20 protein-coding genes are annotated in these 20,079 nt (G+C 68.1%); 10 read left to right on the forward strand and 10 right to left on the reverse strand.

Features of this window, described 5'->3' with window-relative positions:
• Positions 1-5: 5 nt before the first annotated feature.
• A complete protein-coding gene (locus AB0L97_RS05630; RefSeq protein WP_364425556.1) occupies positions 6-2,252 on the reverse strand; it encodes a molybdopterin-dependent oxidoreductase in 2,247 nt (748 codons plus the stop codon).
• Positions 2,253-2,290: 38 nt separating this feature from the next.
• Between AB0L97_RS05630 and AB0L97_RS05635 the strand changes: the two genes are divergently transcribed.
• The gene (locus AB0L97_RS05635) at positions 2,291-2,995 is read left to right on the forward strand and encodes a TetR/AcrR family transcriptional regulator (protein WP_364425558.1); all 705 of its coding nucleotides are present in this window, start codon (positions 2,291-2,293) and stop codon (positions 2,993-2,995) included.
• 199 nt (positions 2,996-3,194) lie between these two features.
• On the opposite strand, the gene AB0L97_RS05640 is transcribed toward AB0L97_RS05635, so the two are convergent.
• Entirely contained in the window at positions 3,195-3,854 is a 660-nt protein-coding gene (locus tag AB0L97_RS05640) for a TetR/AcrR family transcriptional regulator (RefSeq protein ID WP_364425560.1), read from the reverse strand.
• Between the two features lie 133 nt (positions 3,855-3,987).
• Here AB0L97_RS05640 and AB0L97_RS05645 point away from each other — a divergent pair, with 133 nt between their 5' ends.
• The 5 genes from AB0L97_RS05645 to AB0L97_RS05665 are packed head-to-tail and all read left to right on the forward strand — an operon-like array spanning position 3,988 to position 9,953.
• Positions 3,988-5,121, forward strand: coding sequence for a VOC family protein (locus AB0L97_RS05645; RefSeq protein WP_364425562.1), 1,134 nt, complete (start codon positions 3,988-3,990; stop codon positions 5,119-5,121).
• The gene (locus AB0L97_RS05650) at positions 5,118-6,056 is read left to right on the forward strand and encodes a fumarylacetoacetate hydrolase family protein (RefSeq protein ID WP_364425564.1); all 939 of its coding nucleotides are present in this window, start codon (positions 5,118-5,120) and stop codon (positions 6,054-6,056) included. The genes AB0L97_RS05645 and AB0L97_RS05650 overlap by 4 nt, the downstream gene beginning before the upstream one ends.
• Positions 6,053-7,969 (forward strand): acyl-CoA synthetase, encoded by a 1,917-nt coding sequence (locus tag AB0L97_RS05655; RefSeq protein WP_364425566.1) that lies wholly within the window; start codon positions 6,053-6,055, stop codon positions 7,967-7,969. Before AB0L97_RS05650 ends, AB0L97_RS05655 begins: the two co-directional genes overlap by 4 nt.
• Complete coding sequence (locus tag AB0L97_RS05660) at positions 7,966-8,322, forward strand: DoxX family protein (RefSeq protein ID WP_364425568.1); 357 nt, start codon at positions 7,966-7,968, stop codon at positions 8,320-8,322. The genes AB0L97_RS05655 and AB0L97_RS05660 overlap by 4 nt, the downstream gene beginning before the upstream one ends.
• Complete coding sequence (locus AB0L97_RS05665) at positions 8,319-9,953, forward strand: bifunctional 3-(3-hydroxy-phenyl)propionate/3-hydroxycinnamic acid hydroxylase (protein WP_364425570.1); 1,635 nt, start codon at positions 8,319-8,321, stop codon at positions 9,951-9,953. Before AB0L97_RS05660 ends, AB0L97_RS05665 begins: the two co-directional genes overlap by 4 nt.
• A gap of 62 nt (positions 9,954-10,015) precedes the next feature.
• Here the strand turns inward: AB0L97_RS05665 and AB0L97_RS05670 are convergent, their stop codons facing one another.
• Positions 10,016-10,516 (reverse strand): hypothetical protein, encoded by a 501-nt coding sequence (locus AB0L97_RS05670; protein ID WP_364425572.1) that lies wholly within the window; start codon positions 10,514-10,516, stop codon positions 10,016-10,018.
• Between the two features lie 88 nt (positions 10,517-10,604).
• On the opposite strand from AB0L97_RS05670, the gene AB0L97_RS05675 reads away from it, so the two are divergent.
• From AB0L97_RS05675 to AB0L97_RS05685, 3 genes are all read left to right on the forward strand, one after another.
• On the forward strand, positions 10,605-11,627 hold the full coding sequence (locus AB0L97_RS05675; protein WP_364425574.1) for a YncE family protein: 1,023 nt from the start codon (positions 10,605-10,607) through the stop codon (positions 11,625-11,627).
• 81 nt (positions 11,628-11,708) lie between these two features.
• On the forward strand, positions 11,709-12,023 hold the full coding sequence (locus tag AB0L97_RS05680) for a hypothetical protein (RefSeq protein WP_364425576.1): 315 nt from the start codon (positions 11,709-11,711) through the stop codon (positions 12,021-12,023).
• A gap of 95 nt (positions 12,024-12,118) precedes the next feature.
• Positions 12,119-12,511, forward strand: a complete 393-nt coding sequence (locus AB0L97_RS05685; RefSeq protein ID WP_364425578.1) for an RDD family protein — start codon at positions 12,119-12,121, stop codon at positions 12,509-12,511.
• 219 nt (positions 12,512-12,730) lie between these two features.
• Here AB0L97_RS05685 and AB0L97_RS05690 read toward each other — a convergent pair whose 3' ends face one another.
• From AB0L97_RS05690 to AB0L97_RS05705, 4 genes are all read right to left on the reverse strand, one after another.
• Positions 12,731-13,102, reverse strand: coding sequence for a metalloregulator ArsR/SmtB family transcription factor (locus AB0L97_RS05690; RefSeq protein WP_355079489.1), 372 nt, complete (start codon positions 13,100-13,102; stop codon positions 12,731-12,733).
• Positions 13,103-13,105: 3 nt separating this feature from the next.
• Positions 13,106-14,350 carry an MFS transporter gene (locus tag AB0L97_RS05695; protein WP_364425581.1) on the reverse strand — a complete coding sequence of 415 codons (1,245 nt, stop codon included), beginning with the start codon at positions 14,348-14,350 and terminating at the stop codon, positions 13,106-13,108.
• A gap of 157 nt (positions 14,351-14,507) precedes the next feature.
• Positions 14,508-14,693, reverse strand: a complete 186-nt coding sequence (locus AB0L97_RS05700; protein ID WP_364425583.1) for a hypothetical protein — start codon at positions 14,691-14,693, stop codon at positions 14,508-14,510.
• Positions 14,690-15,349 (reverse strand): methyltransferase domain-containing protein, encoded by a 660-nt coding sequence (locus AB0L97_RS05705; protein ID WP_364425585.1) that lies wholly within the window; start codon positions 15,347-15,349, stop codon positions 14,690-14,692. Before AB0L97_RS05705 ends, AB0L97_RS05700 begins: the two co-directional genes overlap by 4 nt.
• 86 nt (positions 15,350-15,435) lie before the next feature.
• Between AB0L97_RS05705 and AB0L97_RS05710 the strand changes: the two genes are divergently transcribed.
• Complete coding sequence (locus tag AB0L97_RS05710; protein ID WP_364425587.1) at positions 15,436-16,074, forward strand: TetR/AcrR family transcriptional regulator; 639 nt, start codon at positions 15,436-15,438, stop codon at positions 16,072-16,074.
• 1,014 nt (positions 16,075-17,088) lie between these two features.
• On the opposite strand, the gene AB0L97_RS05715 is transcribed toward AB0L97_RS05710, so the two are convergent.
• The 3 genes from AB0L97_RS05715 to AB0L97_RS05725 form a co-directional block, all read right to left on the reverse strand.
• Entirely contained in the window at positions 17,089-17,424 is a 336-nt protein-coding gene (locus AB0L97_RS05715) for a DUF732 domain-containing protein (protein WP_364425589.1), read from the reverse strand.
• 610 nt (positions 17,425-18,034) lie between these two features.
• On the reverse strand, positions 18,035-18,652 hold the full coding sequence (locus tag AB0L97_RS05720; RefSeq protein WP_364425591.1) for a hypothetical protein: 618 nt from the start codon (positions 18,650-18,652) through the stop codon (positions 18,035-18,037).
• 678 nt (positions 18,653-19,330) lie between these two features.
• A complete protein-coding gene (locus AB0L97_RS05725) occupies positions 19,331-20,011 on the reverse strand; it encodes a TetR/AcrR family transcriptional regulator C-terminal domain-containing protein (RefSeq protein ID WP_364425593.1) in 681 nt (226 codons plus the stop codon).
• Positions 20,012-20,079 lie beyond the last annotated feature (68 nt).

The raw sequence follows: 20,079 nt of genomic DNA on the forward strand, positions 1-20,079 counted from the left end.
CCTTGCTAGCGGGAGTCGGGGAGCGGTTCCACGGTGACCGGGATTCCGTTGAGGGCGGCGTTTCCGCTGACGGTGTCCAGGAACAGCGGGTCGGTGACATCGTTGGCGCTCGCGCCCGCGACGCGGGAGGCCACGGACAGCCGACTTTCCGCCGCCGCGTGCCCGTACCCGTGCGGCAGGCTGACCGTGCCCGCCATGATGTCGGTGGTCTGCCTGACGTCCACCCGCACGGCGCCGGTGCGCGAGCGCAGCACGGCGGGCCCGTCGGCCAGTCCGAGGCGGGCCGCGTCGGCAGGATGCATGAGCAGATGGTGCCGTTGCGGACCGGCGACGAGGCGGGCGTAGTTGTGCATCCAGGAATTGTTGGAGCGCAGGTGCCGTCGGCCGATCAACAGCAGCGACCCTGGGTCCGCCGGAGCCGTACCCAGGTCGGAGCGCAGGGTGTCGAGGGCGTCCGCGATCTCCGGTGGCACGAGGTGTAGTCGGCGGTCGGGAGTGCGCAGGCGATGCTCGACGCCCGGCCGCAGCGGGCCCAGGTCCAGCCCGGCCGGGTGAGCGAGCAGTCGCCGCACGCTCAGTTTGTAGCGACCTGTGCGCAGGAGCAGGTCCACCAGCCGGCGCGGTGGTGTCCGCAGCCGAATCTCGGTGGCCACGGCGGGCCTACTGAGGCGACGGCGCAATACCCGCATCCGGCCGCCTCCGAGGTGGCGTTGGTAGGCCGAGCCGAGGTCGCGGAAGATCTCCCAGTCGTGCCGCGCGCCGCGCGGCTTGGGCAGCACCGCGGGCGAGTATTTCGCGGTATTGCGGACGGCGAAGGACCGGAAAACCAAATCGTAGTGGTCTCGTTCCAGCGCGCTGGTCGGCGGCAGGATGACGTCGGCGTGGCGAGTGGTCTCGTTGAGGTAGAAGTCCACGGCCACCATGAAGTCGAGGCCGCCGAGCGCGGTGCCGAGTGCGGCTCCGGCAGGAGTGGACAGCACCGGGTTTCCCGCGATCGTCAACAGCGCCCGGACCTGCCCCTGGCCCGGCGTCGTGATCTCCTCGGCAAGGGCGGCGACCGGAAACTCCCCGGCGAAGGAAGGAAGCCCGCGCACACGGCTGCGGCGTCGGCCGAAATGGCCCGGGCTCAGCAGCCGTGTCATGTCGATGGCCGGGTCGGTGAACAGCGTCCCGCCCTCGCGCCCCAGGTTGCCGGTGATGATATTGAGCACCTGGATGGCCCACTGGCACACAGTGCCGTGCCGCTGGGTCGACACGCCGAACCTGCCGTAGCAGGCGGCGGGACCCGCGTCGGCGAAGGAGTGGGCGAGGCGGGTGATCGTGGCGGCGGGCACGCCGCTGAAACGGCCGGCGGCTTCCGGCGTGAACTCGGCGACCGCGTCTCGGAGCGCGTCCGCACCCGTGATGTAGTCGGGCAGGCGCGGTGCCCGGTCTCGCAAGACGACGTGCACCATGGCCAAGAGCACCGCGGCGTCCGTGCCGGGCCGGATGAATACGTGCTCATCGGCGTCCGCGGCCGTCTCCGTGCGGCGCGGGTCGATGACGGTGACCCGCCCGCCGCGCTCGCGGATTTCCCGCAGCCGCCGCGCCATATCCGGCGCGGTCATCAGGCTTCCGTTCGACGCACGCGGGTTGGCACCGAACATGAGCAGGTGCTGTGTCCGGTCCAGATCCGGCTCCGGCAGCAGGAACTGGTGCCCGTACAGCAGTGCCGAAACGACCTGGTGCGGCAACTGGTCGACCGAGGATGCCGAGAAGTGGTTGTGGGTTCGCAGCAATGAGGCGAACGCGGACCCGTGGGTCATCGCGCCGAGGCTGTGGACCGAGGGGTTGCCCAGGTAGACCGCCACCGCATTCGCGCCGTGCCGCCGACGGGCCTGAGCGAGTCCGCGGGCCGCCGCGTTGATCGCCTCGGACCAGTCCACCTCCACCCATTCTCCGTCGATCTTGCGCAGCGGCCGCCGTAGCCGGTCCGGGTCGCTGTGCACGTCGGTCATCGCTACGGACTTGGGGCACACGTGGCCGCGGGATAGGGGGTCGTCGCGGTCGCCGCGCACACCGACGGCCCTCCCGCCCTCGATGGTGATCTCGATCCCGCAAATCGCCTCGCACAAGTTGCAAGCGGCCTTCGCGGTGCCGCCGCCCCCGGAGCCGCGTATCGCCCGCCCCGCCTCGGTCAACGCATCGACGGCTGCCCCGGTCGCGCTCATGGTGTAGTCGCCTCCGCAAGAGATCCGCTGAAACATGAACATGACGTCATGTTATTTTTTTCGTGTCTACCATGGATGCCGTGCCCGACGCCAGCCCCCTCCGCCGCGAACCGGTCCAGCAGCGCAGCCGCGAGCGCGTCCAGCGGATCTTGGACGCCGCCGTGGAGATCATCACGGCCGAGGGAACCGACGCGGCGACGGTCCGTTCCGTGGCGGAACGTGCTGGTGTCCCGTCCGCGACGGTGTACCAGTTCTTCACCAACCGCGACGCCATCTTCGAGCAGCTGCTCGCCCGCGAACTCACGCGCCTCGATAGCGAACTGGAGGAGTCCCTCGCCACCGCCCGGCCACACCCGGACATCGCGGCCGCCGTCGAGGCGTTCATCGCCTTTCACGGCCGCCACTACATGTCGCACCCGGACTTCGTCGCGCTCTACTACGCCTCCCGGCACAACGAGGCTCTCCGCGACGACATCAGAGAACACCTCGGCAGGCTCACCGACCTGCTCCACCGCCACCTGCTTGCCACCGGCCTGCTCGCGCCCGGCACCAGCCGACGCGTCGTCGAGGTGGCCGTGGAGCTGGGTGACCACGTCTTCGAGCTGGCCCACCAGCGCGGCGACGAGAGTGACGCGCTGACCGACGAGGGTCGGATCGCCATCACTCGCTACTTGCAGGTCTATGCTGCCGCCCGCCACGACGAGCCGATCGGGCTCCGTGAGCGGATGGTCCGCGCCGAGCCGATGGCTTCGGCTGTTTCACCGAGCGCGCAGGCGTCGTCGTAGCGTCGCGCATGCAGCGTATGCGCGCCAGCACTATTCCCCCTGACCAGCGGCTGGAGTCGCGCGGCGCGTGGCCCACCGACCGGCGTTCGGTGGTGTGCCGGCCCTGGTAGAGCATGCGGTGCTCCGGCCGCGATGGCCCAGCTAGCGTTGCCCCCTCGAGATGGTTGCCGCAGGCTCCCGCCGTTGACGACCGCTGAGTCTATGGAGTCGAGCCGACGCGCGGCAGGTCCAACGGCGGTAGCGGGCGTCGGCAGATCTCGTGGGCTTCCTCGGAGGAGAGCCCGAACATGCGCAGCAGGTCCTCGGCCACCTGGTCGGCGGCCTCGGCGTCGTCGCGTTCGGGATGGTCGTGCAGCAGGCGTCCGAGGCCCAGGGCCGCGGCGGCGACGATGGTCATCGACAGTTCCGGGTCGCGGATGTCGAAGCGCCCGGCTTCGGCCGCGGCCTCGATGTCGCGGCGTGCGCGAGGCGCGAGCCCGCGGTCCGAGTTCGCCACGCCGAGCCCGTCATTGAGCAAGACCTTGCTGAGGGTGGGATGCAGGCGGTGCAGGCGGCCGGTGAGGCGGAAGCTCTGCGCGAAGACCTGAGCCGGATCCTCGACGTCTTCGCACAGCAGATCGAGCAGTGCTCCGTGCCGGTCGAGTGCCTCCTCGACGGCAGCATGGAACAGCTCCTCGCGGCTCTGGAAATGGTTGTAGAACGATCCCATGCCGACGTCGGCGGCCTGGGTGATCTCGAGGATCGGCACATTGATCTTGCCCTCGGCCAGCAGTGATTGCGCCGCGCCGACCAGCGCGGCGCGCGTGCGGGCCTTGCGGCGTTCCAGGCGATTGGGTGCCGACCCATTGTGCGTGGTCATCGATGCATCTCTCCTACTGGACAGGCTCACCATCATAGCCGCTCGATTCAATTTTGACGGAATCGTCAGATGGTATTGACTGACGCCGCTCTCGTGAGTGACGATATCGTCAGTTATTGGAAGGGAGTGGTCGATGAGCGGCCATCACGATGTACACAGCGGTCTGCACAGCGAGCAGGGGGCGCACGCGGGTGAGCATCCGGGCCGGGCGCGCAATCCCGTGATCAAGGTGCTGGACTTGGCGTGGCTGGAGTTCGAGAAGCCCGACCTGGACGGGGCGGAGGCTTTCGCCCACGCCTTCGGGTTCGCGACCGCCATGCGGACGGCCGACGAGTTGCAGCTGCGCGGGACCGATCCGGGCGCGCCATGCGTGCTCATCCGGCGTGGTGTCCGCTCGCGCTTCGTCGGTCCGGCCTTTCGTGCCGCCGATTCCGCCGATCTGCTGCGACTGGCCGCCGCGACCGGTGCGCGAGCCATGCCATTGCCGGAGTCACTGGGCGGACTGACCGTCGACCTTTCCGATCCGAGCCGCCTGCGGGTGCGAGTGGTCGCCGAGACGCACGAACTCGAGGCTTTGCCGACGCAGCAGCCCCACATCTTCAACTTCGGGCACGAGGTGGCGCGGGTGAATGCCACGCAGCGACCGCTGCGGGCACCGGCACGCGTGCGTCGGCTCGGACACGTGGTGATCCAGTCGACGAGATACCGCGAGACCCTCGACTGGTATCTGCGGAATCTGGGCCTGATCGTCAGCGACTTCCTCTTTTACCCGGGCCAGCGGGAGCGTGGTCCGGTCATGAGTTTCATTCGCTGCGACCAGGGTTCGGTGCCGACCGACCATCACACGCTCGCGTTGACGCTCGGGCCGTCGAACCGCTATGTGCACTCCGCGTATCAGGTCGCCGACCTGGACGCGCTCGCGGCGGGTGGAGAGTACCTGCGCGAACAGGGTTATCGCCGATCGTGGGGGATCGGCCGCCATATCCATGGCAGCCAGATCTTCGACTACTGGCGCGATCCCGACGGGTTCATGGTGGAGCACTTCAGTGACGGCGACATGTTCGATTGCACCCTCGAGCCGGGCTGGGCGCCGATGAGCGCTTCCGGTCTGGCGCAGTGGGGCCCGCCCGTGACCAAGGACTTCCTCGGCATCAAGCCTGGAGCCGAATCGCTGCGCGAACTGCGCTCGATCGTCGACGCGCTGCGTGAGGACAACGAATTCGATATCCGCCGCCTGCGCGGCCTGTTGAAAGTGGCCAACTCATGAGCACATCCATCCTCCGCACCGCCGACGCCTGGTGGGTGCAGACCCCCGCCGGTGCCGCCCGTATCGATACCACCGCGACGACCACGCGGGAACTGCTCGCCGACCGTGAGGCGATCGCCGCGGCTGTGTCCGGCGCGGAACCCGTGGCAGTGCAAAGCCTTTCGTTGATCTCCCCGGTGACCGCGCCGTGTCGGGTGGTTGCGCAGATGACGAACTTCGCCTCGCACGTGAGGGATTCGGGGATGGACCCCGAGACGGTGCCGCTGACGTTCTTCCGCAAGGCGTCCGGATCGATCAGTGGACCCCACGACGACGTCATCCGGCCCGCGCATGTGCAGCTGCTCGACTACGAGGTGGAGATCGGCCTCGTGTTCGGTCGCGAGATGCCGGTCGGCGCTGATGTCTCGGCGGAGAACCTCGCGGACTACGTCGCGGGCCTGGTAGTTACCAACGACATCTCGGCGCGCGACGTGCAGCTGCCGAAAACGCAGTTCTACGAGGCGAAGTCGTATCCGACCTTCACCCCGGTCGGCCCGGCGCTGGTGCTGCTCGACGCCGATGAGCTGAAGCGGTTCGGAGATCTGCGGCTGCGGCTGTGGGTCAATGGCCAGCTGCGGCAGGACATGACGGTCGCGGACATGATCTACCGGCCGGTCGAGACGCTGCGCGCGCTGGCCCGATTCCAGCGCATGGACGCCGGGGATCTGCTACTCACCGGAACCCCGATCGGCACCGCGCTCAGTGCCCCGCCCAAGCCGGTGGAGATCATCGGCTCGCTGCTGCCGCCGAAGGTCAAGTGGAAGATGTTCTTCCGAGGCCAGGCCAAGAACCCGAAGTACCTGAAGGACGGGGACGTGGTCGAGGCCGCGATCGGCACCGACGACGGCGCCCTCGACCTGGGCCGCCAGCGCACGGTCGTGAGGTACGCCCGATGACCGACAACACGACCCTCGAGACCTCGACCGAGGACTTGCTCTGGCCCCGGTACACCGGCCCGGAGGACCTGGCCGCCATCGAAGCGATACCGCTCGAGGCGCGCGGCCTGCCCGAATCGACCTACGCCCTGCTCGTCCGTGCGGCGACGCGATGGCCGGAGCGCACCGCGATCACCGTGCTGCCGGATGCGGCGCGATGGCGAGAGCCGTTGCGGCGCACCTACTCCGAGCTGCTCGCCGACGTGCACAAGTACGCGAACCTGCTGCACGAGCTGGGTGTGCGCCGCACCGACGCGGTCGCACTGATCGCCCCCAACTGCGCACAGCTGATCCCGGCAACCCTCGCCGCACAGCTGGCGGGCATCGGCGCACCGATCAATGGCGGCCTGTCGCACGAGCACGTCGCGGAGCTGCTGCGCCGCTCGGGCGCTCGGGTCTTGATCGCCGCCGGTCCGGAACTCGAGCCTGACACCTGGACCACCGCACGCGAACTCGCGGCGCGCGGTCTGTTGGATGCCCTGCTGGTGTTGCGTCCGACGGCAGCTCCGGAGCCGCCGCCGACCCTGCCAGGCATCGGCGGCATCCGGATCGGCTACCTCGATACCCTTGCCGCCGAGGAGGATTCGATCCGCTTTCACGGAGAGGCGCCGGCGGCATCGGATCTGGCGTCGCTGTTCCACACCGGCGGCACGACGGGCGTGCCGAAACTGGCGGCGCACCGACATTCCGGTGAGGTCTCCAATGCGTGGATGATCGCCGCCAACTCGCTGCTCGATGAGGAATCGGTGGTCTTCGCCGCGCTGCCGCTGTTCCACGTCAACGCGCTGGTCGTCACCCTGCTCGCGCCGCTGTTCCGCGGTCAGCCGGTGGTATGGGCCGGTCCGCTGGGATATCGGGACTTCACGCTCTACGCGGAGTTCTGGAATATCGTGGCGCACTTCCGGATTGCCGCGATGAGCGCCGTGCCGACGGTGTATGCGGTACTTGCCCAATGCCCGATCGACACCGACATCACCAGCTTGCGCTACGCGATGGTCGGCGCGTCCCCGCTGCCGCTCGCGGTCCGCGAAAACTTCCAGCTGCACACCGGGGTCACTCTGGTGGAGGGTTACGGCCTCACCGAGGCGACGTGCGCCACCGCACGCAGCTTCCCGGATGTTCCCCGGCCCGGCGCGGTCGGGCAGCGAATGCCCTATCAGCAGGTCGCGGTCGTCCGCACGGCTGAAGACGGGGTGGGGGAGACACTCCCCGACGGGGAGACCGGCGTCCTGGTCATCAGCGGCCCCACGGTCTTCGCCGGATACGTGACCGGCCGCGACGAACACGGTCACCGCCTCGATGGACTGGGCGCCGTGGTCGACGGCTGGCTGAGCACCGGTGACATGGCCCATATCGACGAGGAGGGATTCATCCATCTGCACGGTCGCGCAAAGGATCTCATCATTCGCGGCGGCCACAACATCGATCCCGCGAGCATCGAGGACGCGCTGCTGAGCCACCCGCAGGTGAGCGCGGCCGGAGCGGTGGGCCGCCCGGACGTACACGCCGGCGAGGTCCCGGTCGCCTACGTCGCTCTCACCGCGGGCGCCGAGGCCACCGAGGGCGAACTGGTGGCGTGGGCGGCCGAGCGGGTGCACGAGCGCGCCGCCGCCCCCAAGACGGTCACCATCCTCGACTCGCTGCCCGTCACCGATGTCGGAAAGCCGTACAAGCTGGGCCTGCGCGCCGATGCCACTCGCCGCGAACTGCTCGACGCGCTCGCCGAGACCACCGGTGTGGCGGGTATCTCCGCCGCGGTCGAGGACGGCGCGATCGTCGCCACCGTCGTCCTGGACCCCGATGTCGATCCAGCCGCTGCCGAGGCGATCCTGGGCCGCTATGCGATCGACGCGAGAATCGAGGTGCGGCGATGAAAACCGTGGCGAAGGTGCTCGGGGGCGTGCTGGCAGCCGAATTCCTATACCTCGGGACGGCCAAGGTCGCCGCCGTCGCGGCGATGCGCGAGCGTGCGGCGCATCTCGGGTACTCCACCACCGCTTATCGCGGCATCGGCGCGGTCGAACTCCTCGCGGCCGGTGGGGTGCTGCTGGGACCGGTTCGCCCTGCGATCGGCCGGGCTGCCGTGGCCGGGCTGGTGCTGTTGATGACCGGTGCGGTCGCCAGCCATCTCCGAAACGGCGACGGCACGACCGAAATCGCGCCCGCGGCAGGTACGGCTGTGGTCGCCACGGCCTACGTGGCCACGTTGATCGGTGGATCCCGATGACTTCGCCGACAGTTCCGGTGGTGATCGTCGGAGCGGGCCCGTCCGGGCTCACCGCGGCCACGCTGCTCGCCCAATACGGCATCGAATCGCTGGTCCTCGAGCGGTGGGAGGGCGTCTACCCGCAGCCGCGCGCGGTCCATCTCGACGGTGAGATCCGGCGGATCGTGGAACGTCTCGGCATCGGGCCGGGGTTCGACGCGATCGCCCGGCCCGCGCCGGGGTTGCGCCTGGTGGATCCGCGGCATCGGGTGCTGGCGCAATTCGACCGCGATCCGGTCGGGGGCCGCAACGGATTCCCCGATGCCAACCTGTTCGACCAGCCGGAGCTGGAGGCGCTGTTGCGGGCCAATCTGGCACGGCATCCGGCCGTCTCGCTGCGCGGCGGAGTGGAAGTCACCGGGCTGACGGTCGAGAAGGACTGTATCCGGGTTGATTTCGAAGACCGCGCGACCGGCGCGTCCGAGTCGGTGCGCGCCCGCTACGTGCTGGGTTGCGACGGCGCGAACAGCCTGGTGCGCACCGCGATCGGCGCGCGCATGCGGGACTTGCGATTCGAGCAGCGCTGGCTGGTCGTCGACCTCGCGACCACGGTCGATCCTGGGCACTGGGGAGGCGTGCATCAGGTATGCGACCCGCATCGAGCCGCGACATACATGCGCATCGGCACGACCCGCCACCGGTGGGAATTCCGTTTGCGGCCCGGCGAATCCGCCGACGACTACCGTGATCTGGCTCGACTGTGGCCCCTGCTGGCCCCATGGCTGGCCGACGCCGACCGCGAGGGCTTGGAGCTGGTCCGGGTGGCGGAGTACACCTTCCGCGCGCAACTGGCCGACCGATGGCGTGCCGGACGCGTATTCCTGCTCGGCGATGCCGCCCACCTCACCCCGCCGTTCATCGGGCAGGGCATGGGCGCGGGCGTGCGCGATGCCGCCAACCTCAGCTGGAAGCTGGCCGGGGTGCTGCGCGGCGAGCTTCCGGAGCCGGTGCTCGCCACCTATGAGACCGAGCGGAAACCGCACGCGCACATGATGATCCGGCTGGCCAAACTCATGGGTTTGACCATGACCGAGGGCGGCGAACTGGGCAATCGACTGCGCGGCCTGCTCGCTCCGCGACTGCACCGGCTGCCCGGGCTGACCCGGACGATCATCAGCGGAGAGTCACCGCCGCTGCACCGCTCCGCGCTGGTGACCGCACCGCCGCTGCGTCGAGGTCTGGCCGGACGGCTGGTCCCGAACGAACGGATGGCCGACGGGCACCGGGTCGACGACCTCATCGCCGGGCGTTACGCCATCATCACGACATCGGCCCCATCACCGGTGCAGGCGGCGACCGTCGAACAGCGCGGCGGTGTGGTGTTGCGGGCCGTGCCGGGCACCGCGCTGCACCGCTGGCTGCGCGGCGGGCGCGCCGACGCCGTGCTCGTCCGCCCCGACGGCACCGTGCAGACCTGCGGGAGAACGGTGTCGGATCTGTACTCGTCACTGCCGAGTTTCGCGCCGAGTGCACGTCCGGCGCAGACCGGCTCGCCAACCCCGAAAGCCGCTGAACGCGTCGAACCCATCAGTCGCCCGCCCAGTTCCGGCGGCATTGTGCAGGCAGACGCGCTGACAGTGAGCGACTCCTAGCTAGGCGAGGGACCAGCCGAACGGGTCATCCCGACTGGTCGACCTCGACCGCCGAACTCGGCTCAGGATGCCTTGCGGTGCTCGTCGTTCTCGTGCTGAGCGATCACGGCCAGGAGTTCACGCACCCACGCCGGTCGCTGCTCGCCGGTTCCGGCCTCGGTCACGTCGCGTTCGATCAACGAACGCATATAGGCCGACTGCGACATGCCGAGGTTCGCGGCGCGGCGCTTGCACGCCTGAGCGAGGTCACGGGTCAGCTTCACCGATCGGGGGATGAGGACCGGTTCGGTGCCCGGGCCGGTCTCGATCGGCGGGGTGACCGGTTCATCGGTGAACTCGAGGCGCTCGGTCATCGCCGCCACTTCGGCCGGGCTCATGCTCGAGAACAGCTGCTCACGCGTGCGCGCATCCGCCGGTAGGGCGACCAGGCCGTCGGAGATCTGCCCGACCCCAAGGCGTTTGAGCTTGCGCCACAACGCGATCCGCGGCGTGGACGGCTCACGAGGCATGCGATACGACAGCATCACCCATTGCCCAGGCGTCGCCGCTGGCGAGTCGGGCACGAAATCCTCCGGTCCGGTGGTGGCATTTCACCGCACCTGCCCCCAGCGTAGTTTCGAAACCACGGTTACATCGAGTGGGAGGTGGGTGATGCCCCCGACGCGCACACTCGCGGCGCTGCTGGGCGCCGCAGCCGTAGTGGTGGGCGGATGCTCGACCTCCCCACCGGCGGGACCCCCGTATGCCGGTGAGCTGCCGCTGCGGCAAGTCGCGCAGGTGGCGCTGACCGGCGGGCCGGTGCGCTTCGACTACACCAGCCTCGATGCCAGGCGCGGGCGGCTGTTCCTCGCCCATATGGGTGCCGGTGAGGTCATCGAGGTCGATGTACGTGCCCACCAGGTGGTCCGCACCCTCCCCGATGTACCGAACGTGCACGGGGTGATCGTGGTCCCCGACACCCACCGGCTGTATGCCACCGCGACCGGCCGCAACCAGCTGGTCGCCTTCGACGCCGACACCGGCGCGGTGGTGTTCACCGCCCCGACCGGTGACTACCCCGACGGAGTCGCTTATGACCCGGTCCGTCGTGCGGTGTGGACGACCAACGAGCACGCCGGCACCGAGACCGTCGTCGACGCGGACACCGGGGCGGTGCGCGCCACCGTGGGGTTGGGTGGTGAGGTCGGCAACGTCGTCTACGACCCGGTCACCGACCGCATGGTCGTGGCGGTCCAGGGCCGCGACGATCTGACGGTGATCGATCCCGCGACTTTCGTGGTGACCGACCGGATCCCGACGCCGGGCTGCGACCATCCGCACGGCCAAGCCCTCGACGCCGCCGATCGAGTGATGTTCGTCGGCTGCGAGGCCAACTCCAGCATGGTCACCGTGGACCTGGCCGCCCGCACCGTCACCGGACAAGACCGTGTCGGTGAGACTCCCGACGTGCTGGTCTACGACCCGGGCGCGCACCGGGTCTACCTCGCGGCCGAAAGCGGCTGGGTCAGCGTGTTCGACCGCCGCGACGGCCGCACCCTCGCCGTCGGCTCCGCGCACCTGGCCGACGGGGCCCACTCGCTGGCGCTGGACCCCGCCACCCACCACACCTACTTCCCGGTCCCCCGGGGCGCCGACGGTGCGCCGGTGCTGTGGGAGTTCGAACCCACCCACTGAACCGTCGGGCACAACATCTTTCGACGACATGGACATGCCATGGCAGTTTCGACACGTCGACCCCCATTACGCGCGGCCACAATGGCCGCGTTGCTGGCGCTCACCGCGGCGGCAGGATGCTCGAGCGCCGACACCTCGCCCACACCCGCGACCACTTCCGCCGCGTCCGGGCGCCAACCGGTGGCGACCACCGACGCGGACTGGAAACCGGTCACCGACACTTTCGGGCGCACCGGCAAGTTCGGTGACAACAACACCGCCTACCGCATCCCGCTGGTGCGCACCGATCTGCAGGTCACCACCGCGGGCGTGTTGTCGTTTTTCAGCGTCCCGCACGGGTGCGACCTCCACATCCCTGGGGAGAGCTGGTGGGTGGCGGCACAATACGTCGCGTGAACGCAACGCACCCTGGTCCTCACCAGAGCCGATCACCCGCCCAGTCGCCCGAACCTCGGGGGGTCGGTGTCCCGGAGCAGGCGGGAGAGAACCGCTTGGCCCTGGCTGCGGTGACCGACGCCTTCGTCGCGCTGGTCGTGGGTTTCGCATTGTCGCAACGTGCCTTTCATGCTTTCAACGGTGTCGTGGAGTTCCTGGGCGCGTTCATTCCGTGTGTGCTCGCGTTGTCATTCGCCAACCACGTCCTCGGCACACTGCTGCTGCGGGGGAGTGTCGCGAAGCTGCTGTTCGGAATGCGGGTCCTCCGATGGAAGGACGGCCGACGCCCCCGGTTGTGGCAGACGGTCGCACGATGGCTGTTCGGATTCGTGGTGATAGGACTGCAATACCTGCTCGAAGGCGCGAGCGTGGGCCAAGCCTTCGGATTGCGCACAGTGCGTCGACGCGACCAGCGCCACCCGGTCGGCCAGTCGGCAGCGAATCGTTGACCGCATGCACCACGGCAGTCTCGGTGACCGCAGCTCGCATGATGAGTTCGGCCGTACGCCGGATATTTCGGCGGCATCAGGCGGCTCATGCTGTCGACCCGACAATTGGTACCGCTGTGCCCGCTGCACTGTGGCTGCGATGTGAAGTGTGCGCACCTGTCGTGTCCAGCCTGATCGGCGAAGGCCATGGCATGGCGAAGTCGGTCCGGACCGAATCGGTCAGGCGTGTGGTGGTTCGCCGGTGACGATGTGGTCGGCGAGGTTGAGTCCTTCGCGGACCAGTCGGGTGAGGTGGCCGTCGCGGACGCGGTAGATGATGCGGCGGCCTTCTCTTCGGGTGTCGACCAGGCCGGTGAAGCGGAGTTTGGCGAGGTGTTGGCTGACCGCGGTGCGGGAGGCGCCGACTGCTTCGGTGAGGGCGGTGACGTCGGCTTCGCCGTCGGCGAGGATCCACAGGATGTGCAGCCGGGTGGGGTCGGACAGCATGCGGAAGGCGCCGGTCGCGGCATCCAGACGCGGTTGGTCGGGGCTGATCGGGTGCAGGAGGCTGGGCACGGGAGGGTCAGCGGCCGGATTCGGAGGCCCTGCCATCGTTCACCGCCTTCCTGCTGGCACCGCCTCCGGTTCGGTCGGCGTGGTCGCGGGCCAGACGCGGGCGGCTGTGGTTGCTGCAAGTGTAGCGATGGCGGCCAGGGTCAGTGCGGCGGTGAGCTGGCCCGCTCCGGCGCCGACCCATCCCGCGATGGGGTAGGTGAGCAGGAAGCAGGCATGGGAAAGCGAGAACTGGGCGGTGAAGACCGCTGTGCGGTTCTCCGGTGTCGATTCCGCGCGCAGCAGACGCGCGGACGGTGTGTTGATCATCGAGGTGCACGCGCCGAGCGCTGTCCATGCCAGGGCCAGCAGAAACCAGCCACACTCGGCGGAGGGCTGAATCGCGGCGATCGCGGCGGCGGCGAGCAGCCCCACCGGCAGCGCAGCGCTGCCGGTGAGCATGACTCGGCGGTCGCTGAAGCGTGAGAGCAGCCGCGGCATGGTGAGCGCGATGAGCATCGAGCCGCCGCCGTAGCAGGCCAGGGCGAGGGCGACACCGGCGGCGGAGCCGTGCAGCAGGTCCTGGACGTAGATCACGGTGTTCACCACAACCAGCGCGGTCGCGGCGGCGACGGCGAGGTTCATGGCCAGCAGGCCGCGTAGCACCGGTCGCTCGACCATGACCTGAGCGCCGCGGGTGATCCGCTCGATCAGCGGCACGGTTCGGCCACCGGGCACCAGGCGCGGCAACGGGGTCCTCACCACCAGCGCGGCGGAGGCGGCGAACCCGGCGGCGGTGCCGACGAACAGCAGGTTGTAGTCGATCAGCGTCAGCAATGCGGCGGCCAGCACCGGGCTCAGCAGTGATTCCAGGTCGTAGGCCAGCCGTGACAGCGACAATCCGTGGGTGTAGTCGTCCTCGTCGACCAGCACCGCCGGGATCACTGCCTGGAAGGCGGGGGTGAATGTCGCCGAGGCGGCTTGCAGCACGAAGATCAGCAGATAGATCTGCCACACCTCGGTGACGAAAGGCAGTGTCACGGCGATCACCGCCCGGATCGCGTCCGCGGACACCAGCAGCACCCGGCGTGGCACGCGGTCGGCAACCGCCGCGATCACCGGCGCGACGAAGACGTAGGCGACCATCTTGATCGCCAGCGCGGTACCCAGCACCGCCCCGGCGTCGCTACCGGCCAAATCGTAGGCCAGCAGTCCGACCGCCACCGTCAGCAAACCGGTCCCGACCAGCGCCACCACCTGCGCGGTGAACAACCGCCGGAACCGGCGACGCCGCAATACCTCGATCACGCTGACCTTCCCGAACTCGCTCGACTAAGGGCGACCTTACGCCAATAGGTGCGCAGATGCGAACCTATTGGCGAGTAGGGTACCGCGGACGGTCACACGCCTTCGGCTGGTCGCGGCGGATGGGATGGCGCGGTTCATCCCCGAGCCGTTGACGCGGCTATCTCGAGGAGAGGCGGTGCAGCCATCGGCGCCCGACGGCGGCGAGCAGCAGATGCGCGACCAGTATCAGGCCCACGGCGGCGGCTCCGAGCCCGGCCATGCTGCCCAGCCCCACATGCACGGCCAGGCCGATGACGATCAACACAACAGCGAGGACCCGCAGCACGCCCGTCGAGTGCCTCATCGAGTGGCTCCCGGCTTCAGGGCTGTGATGTAGCGGATCCAGGGATGCAGGTCGCCTGAGCCGATTTGCTCGAAACCCGCTTCAGCGACCATCGGCTCGAGCAAATGGATGGGATTGTGCTGCATCGAAGGACCGGTCAATGCACCGACCAGATGGCGGCCCAGAGGGTTGGCCGGTGGCCGGAACTCGCCGATCAACAGGCGGCCCCCAGGACGCAGCACCCGCCACATCTCCTCCAGCGCTGTCGCGCGCACATCCTCCGGCAGGTGATGCAGCATCAAACAGTTGGTCACCACATCGAACGAACTGTCCTCGCCGGGAAGCGATTCGGCGACGCCGACGGAGTAGGTGCAATTCCGTTCGGTGGTGATCTTGCGGGCGCGCTCGAGCACCGCCGCCGACGCATCGACACCGACCACCGTCCCCGCATCGGCTACCGCGGCCAAGCGGCGCGTCAAATATCCGGTCCCACAACCGATATCGAGCACGCGGTCACTCGGGCGGGCGCCGCTCAACTCGGCGAGGCGGCGATAAATCCGGTCGCGTCGTCCGCCGAAGAACACCGCGCCGAACACGTCGTAGGTACCGCCGTGGTCGATGGTGAGTCCCGCGGTGTCCGGGTTCGGGGTGTGATGCATCAAATGTCCGAGGCCCATGGCCCCTCCTTAACTTAGTGATGACTAAGATGGTGAATAACTTAGTCGCAACTAAGTTGTTGGGCAAGGGCGGATACGATGACTGCATGGCACGCGCATCCTCCGATCCCGCCGAACAGCGGCGCACTCGATTACGCGCCGCCGACCGGCGCGCGTCGATCATCGGCGCCGCCACTGTGGTGTTCGCCGAGTCGGGGTTCCAGCGCGCCACCATGGCGCAGATCGCGGCTCGTGTCGGTGTCACCGAGCCGGTGCTGTTCCAGAATTTCGGCTCCAAAGCCGCGCTCTACGCCGCTGTCGTGGCACACGCCTCCAGGCATATGTGCGCCATGATGCGCACCGTCGCCTCCGAAACCGACTCCGTCGCCACGTTGCTGGCCCACCTGCTCAGCCCCGGCCACATCGACGAACTCCACGCACCCGGCTCGCTCGGAGTGATCTTCGCCGACGCCATGACCATGACCGCCGAGCCCGCTGTCGAGCAGGCGGTCCGCCACCACATGGGCGAACTCGCCGACGTCCTGGCCGAAGTGATCACGCAGGGCCTGCGAACCGGGGAACTGCGCGCGGACCTCGACCCGCAAGCGGCCGCATGGGCGGTGCTGTCCTTCCTAGCGGGACACCGCTTCCGTGCCGCCGTCATGCCCGACCGGCAACGACTCGAAACCCACATCGCCCACATGACATTGCGCGCACTACTCGACGACGGCGCCAACAAAGTCTGATACCGGCCTCCCCGACGCTTCCGATCCGGCGCGAGGGATTGCGGCCGCGGATGGCCACCAAGTCCTGCGGCACCGCCGGGTTGGGCGGTGTTTTGCACCGTAGCGGGCTTGCCAGTCGTGGCTCCTGATTCGCCGGGAGTCATCGGCGAGGACGGGCCGCCCGGCCGGCTGCCACAGTCCCCGGAGTTGGAGGCGGGTGTAGTGCTCCGGCCTTCGTCGCGGGGTTGCCAGCAGCCGTGGTGACCACGTCGCCCGGTGTGTCCGGGGCGGTGTTCCTGCTGCGGTAACCTGGATTCCGGAGAATCGGCGGGCAGGCAGTCAGGAGACTGTCATGTCCATGCCTGGTTCATCGCTTCCCTCGCGCGTGCCGCCAAGCTGGTCTTGTTTCTTTCCGACCGAGCCAGTTTCGAGTACGACCATGGAGTCGCAGGGTGCAGTCCACCGAATCGCAAGGATTAGTGGGGCAATCGAGACGCATCCGGGCGTAGCTGGCATTGCTTTCAGCGGAGTGCGCTGCAAGTTCGGGTTGCGTCCACATCGCTGGCTTGCTTCCGTAATGACTGCAGGACAGACTCTTTCGCCCTCGGCCCACTGCCATCGGCTTTCGATGCGCGCCCGTACGCTGCTTCGGCTAGTCCGCACATCCTCTCTGCGGACATGCGCTGAGTCTTCCGAGGCGACTGCGCGTTCTGCCATCTTCAGTCCAGCACTGGGCGTTGAAAGCGTGGCGTCCCAGCATGTCTGCTGAGACCCAACAATCGCAGGGTTAACAGAGAAGGCATCATCGAAGTGGTTTGCCCCGACAGCCCACCCGCGCTGACCAACGACGCGGCCAGGGCACTGCTTGCGCTTCGGCTTCGACATTTCCGCGAACACTCCGGCGAGAGGGACGACGATGCCGACCGAACCCAACGAATGGGCCGTCCTCGACGAACTGCTGGGACTGGTACTCGTATGGCCGACATTTCGGCCGCTGGCCCCAACGACGGACAAGGAGCGCCCGGACATCACAACCTAGCCGGCGAACCCGGGGCACAGGTTGGTGGTGGCGGCGCTGACGAAGAGCACGCCCTGGTGGAACTGGTATGTGGTCTCGACCGCGGAGATCTCGTCGAGTACCGAGGTGCCGCCGCGCAGGTGATCGCAGGTCGCGTACCCGGCGGCGACCATCTCGTCGGCTTTCTTGCCGGGCAGGGTGGCGTTGTTGAGGCTGATCTCCTCGAGGAAGGAACCCTCGGCACTCGGGTCGGCGGTGGCGATGGTGTCGCCCAGCACGGTTGCGCCGAGCGCGGCGGCGGTGAGGGCGGTCGCGACGGCGAAGGTGCGGAAGCGGTTGCGGGTGATCCCCATGATGTGGTTCCTGTTCGAGAGGTGTTGTGGCTGTGGGATTTAATGATTCCGCCCCGGCGCGCCCGGAAGTAGCCACCCCAGGGATGAGTCGGCCACCCCCTGCGGCGCGCTGGACGCACGGGAAAGGCCCGGTGCGCGGACGGGGGCGCGCTACCTTGTCATCGATGACGGCTGTTCTCATTCCGGCTCGTCCAAGGGCGGACTGGCCTCGCCGAGCATGTCCCGCGGGGGTCTCCGGACATGCCGGGAGGATTCAATGTGCTCCGGTGACGACATCGGTTGGGTGTCGCACTGTTCAAGCGTCGTCTGCGGTGTGGAGCACCCAAACTCGCTGAAGGCCGGGCGGCTCCGAGCAGCCTGGTCCCGGGGAGGATCTGCATTTTGGCGTGCGGGACCTTACTGCGACAGCGGGGGAGTAAGGACTGCGCGAGTTGTATATGTCAAGTCTGCCGGTGGGTGCGAGGGGACGCTAGCCGAGGGCTGCAAGCCAATCCCGTCGACCCGTACGGAGGCCGGTCGAGTCGCTGAACAACGTGTTTCACTGACGCCCGTACCTGCGATGAAACTCGTCAACACTGCTCCGGCCCCGTGTCGTAGCCCGTACTGGTGGTCAGTTCAGTGCGTGAGCGAACCAGCCGCCGGGTGCGAGATCGGGGCGTGGGGAGGACGGTGGGTTCCACGTCGAGGTGGGTTGTTCCGGCCACAAGACCTGTGCCCGTTCGGCGGCGCTGCGGAAGGGTTCTGCGTCGAGGTCTACGCGGTGCTCATCGATTCCAGCGGTCGGCCAGGCGACGATTATCGACAGGCGTCCCGGTGGCGGGACGGGTGTCAGGTAGTAGGTGTAGCTGCTGAAGTCGGGGCTGCCACCGCCACCACCTGACATCAACACCGCGGTTGTGCTGTTGTCATCCGAGGGGGAGTCGTCGATGTTTGTCGCGGTGCGGCCGTCGGCGAACTCGACACCGAGTAGATACTGGTCGCTACCGCCTCCGTGGAGTCCTGCGAAGGCCGCGGTAGCCGACACAGCGCCGGGCTGGCGAACGTGCAGCCGGAGGAATAGTTCGATTCCCTGGGTGTAGGCGCGGGCACCGCTGAGCGCGATCACGATGTCGTCGGTGCGCGCGAGCACGGCGTCGAGGGCCACGATCGCGGGAAGCTCGTTCGACGGCCTGGTACGCCTCCGCAAGTCGGACGCCAGTTGGTCAGCGGGGGAGAGCTTTTCGTCCAATGGTGGCTCCTTTTCTTGTCGCCCGTTTCGGTGCAGGCGCGTATGAGGGGACGGTAGCGTTCCCCTCCGACAGCCAGGCGGCGATAGCTCCACCATTCGGGACTTTCTGGCATACAGGGCGGGGCAGAACTGTCCGGCGTTCATCCGCCGGAGTGGTGGTGCGCGGAGACCAGCGACTACACGTGGTGGTTGCTCTGGAACCAGGCGGCCCCATGGTCCCCGCCGGAACACCACCCTCATCCGAGCTTCGGAATCCACTCGATAGTGTGAGGTTCTCGCCCATCTGGCCGCTGCGCTCAGGTGCTCTGGCCTGGCTGTGCGGTGACCCGCCCGCAACGGCAGCCGTCAATTGCTCCCGCACCACCGTGTCTACGCAGGTGTTCATTTGCAGTGTTCAAATGACTCTGGGCCGTTGGGTTTTCGGCTAGCGTTGTGTGGTTCATCAGCGTTGCTTGCGGGGAGCACCGGCGACAACCAGACACCCACCCCACCGGCGCCGGCCTCGCAGCCGCCGCGTGATCCGGCAGAACGCGCGCCGGGGTCGGGCTGGCCACCCTGTCGAGAAGGCCGTCACCGCCGCGGAATAGTGACTTCAGGCGTTGGAAGTCGCGTCGTCTCAGCGCGTCAACGCCGAGTTGGTGCCATGGGCGGCGCCTATCTTGGTCTCTCGGCTGAGTGTCAGCTCGCGATGTGGCCTTGGATGCCGTCGAGGAGAAACTCTAGGCCGGTGCGGAAGGTTTGGTCGGCGTCCAGGTGGGCGGCGTCGCGTATGACCGTGGCCAGCGCGGGGAATCGGCCGGTGGCAAAGGTTCGCTCCAGATAGGGTCCGGAGATGGCCTGCCACTGCTTCTCGTTCATCCCGGTGGCCCGCTCGGCGCGCCGCTCGGCGATCTCCCGGCGCACCGCACCGACCGCATAGGCATTGACCGCCGCGACCACCGGCATCACGATGTCCACGTTGACGCCGCTCATCGCGGCCACCACAGCTTCTCCTCTGGCCAGCGCGTGCGGCCCGAGCTGGGGCCGTCCACCGATCAGGTCGGCGAACCATTCGTGCTGGTGCGCGGCCTGCCGGGTGGTTTCGGCCAGAGACCGCAGCACCGCTCGCCAACCGTCTCCGACCGGCCGCATCTCGGCATAGACCGCATCGACCATGAGATCGAGCAGTTCCTCTTTGGTGGCGATGTAGCCGTACAGCCGCATCGGCCCGACCTCCAGATCGGCGGCAACTTTGCGTAGCGATACCGCCGCCAGCCCGCCCGCGTCGGCCAGCCGGATCGCAGCTCGTACGATCCGCTCCCGGCTCAGCGGGGCCAGCACTCGTCGATCCGGCGGCTCGGGCCGCTCCCACACCAACATGCCGCTGACAATACATCGCATACTTCGATACAGTGTATTTCGTAATTCACTGTATCGAAGGGCTGAAC

This window comes from Nocardia sp. NPDC051911 (genome assembly GCF_040681035.1).
Lineage (GTDB): Bacteria > Actinomycetota > Actinomycetes > Mycobacteriales > Mycobacteriaceae > Nocardia > Nocardia sichangensis.